Origin of the sequence: Pseudomonas fluorescens, assembly GCF_902497875.1 — a bacterium.
GTDB classification, from domain to species: domain Bacteria; phylum Pseudomonadota; class Gammaproteobacteria; order Pseudomonadales; family Pseudomonadaceae; genus Aquipseudomonas; species Aquipseudomonas fluorescens_BR.
The window spans coordinates 1-1076 of sequence record NZ_CABVHY010000158.1; the positions used below are offsets into that span (position 1 = coordinate 1).

Annotated in this window: 1 protein-coding gene; it reads left to right on the forward strand. The window is 60.9% G+C overall.

Annotation, left to right across the window (positions count from 1 at the left end; genetic code table 11):
• The first annotated feature begins 134 nt into the window (after window positions 1-134).
• Window positions 135-965, forward strand: a complete 831-nt coding sequence (gene queF, locus F8N85_RS34400; protein WP_150804744.1) for an NADPH-dependent 7-cyano-7-deazaguanine reductase QueF — start codon at window positions 135-137, stop codon at window positions 963-965.
• Window positions 966-1076 lie beyond the last annotated feature (111 nt).

The following is a 1076-nucleotide window of genomic DNA, read 5'->3' on the forward strand; positions in this document are numbered from 1 at the left end:
TCGCCTGCAACGTTCCCGGCCACTATCAGGCGGGCATGGTCGGCAAGCTGAACATCAGCCAGTAAGCGCCTGGCATTCAAAGGCGGGGGCAAAGGCTGATAGACTTGTCGGGTTTATTTAGTCAGGTTCCCGCCATGCATCCCGCAGCCGAACATTCGCCGCTGGGCAAGTCCAGTGAATACATATCTACCTACACCCCGTCTCTGCTGTTTCCGATCCCGCGCGCGGCGAAATGGGCCGAGCTGGGCTTGAGCGCCGAAACCCTGCCATACAAGGGCGTGGACTTCTGGAACTGCTTCGAGCTGTCCTGGTTGCTGCCCTCCGGCAAGCCAGTGGTGGCCATCGGCGAGTTCAGCATTCCTGCGGATTCGCCGAACATCATCGAGTCGAAGTCCTTCAAGCTGTACCTCAACTCGTTGAACCAGACGCCGTTCGCCGATCGTCAAAGCCTGGAAGCAACCCTGCAGGCCGACCTGTCGGCTGCGGCCGGCAAGCCGGTGGGTGTGCGAATTCGCAGCCTGAGCGAAGTCCAGGCCGAAGGTGTGGCCGGGTTGCCGGGGGTGTGCATCGACGAGCTGGAAGTCAGCGTCAGCGATTATGCGCAGCCGCGTCCGGAACTGCTGCGCTGCGACGAGTCGCGAGTGATCGAGGAAAGCGTGCACAGCCATCTGCTCAAATCCAATTGCCCGGTGACCGGCCAGCCGGATTGGGGCAGCGTTGCCGTGGAATATCGCGGCGCCGCGCTGGACCACGCCAGCCTGTTGGCTTATCTGGTGAGCTTCCGTCAGCACGCGGACTTCCATGAGCAGTGCGTGGAGCGGATCTTTCTCGACCTGCAGCGTCTGCTCAAGCCGGAGAAACTCACGGTCTATGCACGTTATGTGCGCCGGGGTGGTCTGGATATCAACCCGTATCGCAGTACTGAGGCGTTGGAATTGCCTAACCTCAGGTTGGTTCGCCAGTAAGGCCTGAAAAATGTGGTGCCCCTAAAAGATCGCAGCCTGCGGCAGCTCCTACAGGATTTGCGTTTACCCCGGATTGGCGGGTGTACGCGGTCGGCGTAGGAGCTGCCGCAG

Bases quoted from the DNA above. Each gene is read 5' to 3' on its own strand.
- queF (WP_150804744.1), top strand. From the start codon at position 135: ATGCATCCCGCAGCCGAACATTCGCCGCTGGGCAAGTCCAGTGAATAC.